Annotated in this window: 3 protein-coding genes; 2 read left to right on the top strand and 1 reads right to left on the bottom strand. The window is 54.1% G+C overall.

Annotation, left to right across the window (positions count from 1 at the left end; translation table 11 throughout):
• Both Q1J43_RS15495 and Q1J43_RS15490 read left to right on the top strand, forming a co-directional pair.
• The coding region (locus tag Q1J43_RS15495) for an amino acid--tRNA ligase-related protein (RefSeq protein ID WP_301103414.1) at window positions 1-229 on the top strand (229 nt) is incomplete at its 5' end.
• 68 nt (window positions 230-297) lie between these two features.
• Entirely contained in the window at window positions 298-1551 is a 1254-nt protein-coding gene (locus Q1J43_RS15490; RefSeq protein ID WP_301103413.1) for an ATP-binding protein, read from the top strand.
• Window positions 1552-1602: 51 nt separating this feature from the next.
• Here the strand turns inward: Q1J43_RS15490 and hemF are convergent, their stop codons facing one another.
• Window positions 1603-2538, bottom strand: coding sequence for an oxygen-dependent coproporphyrinogen oxidase (gene hemF, locus Q1J43_RS15485; protein ID WP_301103412.1), 936 nt, complete (start codon window positions 2536-2538; stop codon window positions 1603-1605).
• Between the last annotated feature and the right edge of the window lie 257 nt (window positions 2539-2795).

Here is a 2795-nt window from a genome sequence, read left to right as displayed (position 1 = left end):
GGCGCTCAAACTCGGCGCGCCGCCGCATGGTGGTTCCGCCCCGGGCATCGACCGCATCGTCATGCTTCTCGCCGACCAACCCAACATCCGCGAAATCATCGCCTTCCCGCTCAACCAGCAGGCGCAGGATTTGATGATGCAAGCCCCCAACACGGTTGACGAAGCCCGCCTGAAGGAACTCCACATCCGTCTGGCGTTGCCACCGGCGAAGGCGGCGAAGGTGGGATAAAAGCTAGGCCGCCCGCTTTTTGGGTAAGCTGAGCGAAAGAAACATTCCATTGCCCCTTACAGGCGACCATGCTTTCCATTTTTACAAAGCCAATCGAGAATATAACCGCCGCCGATGTGCGGGAACTTATTGAACACGGCACACCTGAAAATTATCAGGTTGAATACAAGCGTGACCTTCCGACTGATAATCGCCATCAGGATACATGGCGCACAGCAAAGGAAATCAATACTTTTTCTAGCGACAAGATTCTTGGCGAGATAGTTGCCTTTGCGAATGCAATGGGCGGAACACTCATTTTGGGAATTAAGGAAACTCATGACAAGCCCCCACGAGCAGGCGAAATAACACCGCTGCCACATGTAGCAGATTTGGCTCAACGGTTTGAGGATAAGGCCACCACTATTGAACCGCCGTTATTCGGCCTGAAAATCTGGCCTGTTGTTATGGATGATACAAGCGAAGAAAAAGGCGGGGTCGTTATATTTCGCGTTCCTCAATCCAACAGAGCGCCGCACAGATTGTCAACGAACGGAAAGGCGTTTGTTAGAACTGGCACAAGCGCGAGGGTTATGGATATGCGCCAAATTCAAGACATGACGCTGAATGTTGCTCGTGGAAACGAGCGTATTGAGGAAACGTTTTTGAAACGTCGTGAAGATTTTGAGGACTGGGCAACAAGCAAAGTGGACGCTGCCTTCATCAGAGTCACGGCACTACCTGTAAGTACTCTGCCCAATATCCCCCGCATTCATAAAAACAATGAATTATACCTATTCTCTCCATACTGCGAAGTTGAGTTGCATGGAACACCCTATCATGCGTCTATGCGGTACGATTGCGGGGCGGACGTAGCGATACTTCGTGGAAGTCGCCGCTATAACGACAACAGTTCGATAGCCTTCCGTTACGATATGCTTCAAGATGGCCTAGTCGATTTCTGGTGCAGTGTGGCGGCATGTGAATCCAGACCCAACGATCCGTACAAGCTGAAACTTTGGCACGACCTTGTTCTTTCTGGAATCGCTGCTGTCTTTAAGGGGGCTGAAAAGCTGAAAGAGGGCGCGGGGGCTCCTGATACAGAATACGTTATGGATGTTGAGATATTTTCTCATAACCGAAGGCCAGTGGAGTATCAGCCGCTTGGAGACGGCTTTTCCCGTCAGCAACATGTTTTGAAAAATCTTCCCTTGTTTCTCCCCAAGCTGCAATTCAATTCACGGGCTGATTTTGCACAACTTATTGATACTGTTGACCGAGATATTTATGATGAATTGGGGCTTGGCGACCCCAGCCCTTCGTTGAAGGCTAAATTCCAATAGACCTGAATCAAATATCAAGAATTCATCTTGTCCTATCACGTCTCTATACAGTCACCCCCACTTCACTTCCGGCGGCAGGGACATGAGGACGGCATCGGGATTGCCGCCGGTCTTGAGGCCGAAGGCCGTGCCGCGATCATAAAGCAGGTTGAATTCGGCATAACGCCCGCGCCGCAGACATTGATGCTCGCGCTGCGCCGCCGTCCAGCTTTCGTTCATGCGGCGTCGAACAATCGGCAGATAGGCGTCGAGGAAGGCGCGGCCAACATCCTGCGTAAAAGCGAAATCCTTCTCCCAATAGCCGCTGTCCAGCCAGTCGTAGAATATGCCGCCGACGCCGCGCGGCTCGTTGCGGTGCTTTAAGAAGAAATATTCATCGCACCATGCCGAAAAACGCGGATAGTAGTCGGGGTTATGACGGTCGCATACGGTCTTAAAGGCAGCGTGGAAATGCGCTTTGTCTGCGGCGGTCGCGGCGCTTGTGAAATCCATCGGCGTCAAATCCGCGCCGCCGCCGAACCAGCCGGTGGAAGTGACGATATGCCGCGTGTTCATATGCACGGCCGGCACAAGCGGCGAACGCATATGCGCGACGAGACTGATGCCGCTGGCCCAGAAGCGGCCATCGCTTTCCGCGCCGCGTATCTGCTGGCGGAATTCGGGCGAGAAGACGCCCTGTACCGTCGAGATGTTAACGCCGACTTTCTCGAATACGCGCCCGCGCATCACGGACATTTCCCCGCCGCGTCCCGCCGCGAACACGTCGGTATCGGGTATCTGGTCGTTAGCGTTCTGCTTATCGGCGCGGCGCCAGACTTTGCGTTCAAACCGGCCCGCCGGCATAGCGGCATGTTCCGTACCAAGCAGTTCATCCTCAATCTGCTCAAAGGCGGCGCAAATCGTGTCGCGCAATTCGCGGAACCATAAGGCGGCCTGCCGCTTTTGCGCTTCGGCGGATGGCGCAGCCGAACAGGCGCTGGCGCGCATAGGTGATGGCGATGTCATGGAATCCTATATCTGGCGTAATATCCAATCGCTTTACCAGACTATGCCTTAGCACAGCGCCGGAACGAAACGCAAAATCGGATAACGCTTGCCCATTCAGGGCCTCCCCCTGTCGCCTTACTCCCAATCCTTGACCCTGACGCCGCCTGCGAGGAAGGGGGTATCGTGGGAGTCGAAGACGAGGTTATAGACGGTGTGCATGCCGGGCAGATCGACAAGCGTTTTGATCTTCTCCGGCT

The organism is Propionivibrio sp. (genome assembly GCF_029255185.1).
Lineage (GTDB): Bacteria > Pseudomonadota > Gammaproteobacteria > Burkholderiales > Rhodocyclaceae > Propionivibrio.
Note: the sequence above shows the minus strand (reverse complement) of the source record. Positions and strands in the feature narration are given on the sequence as shown.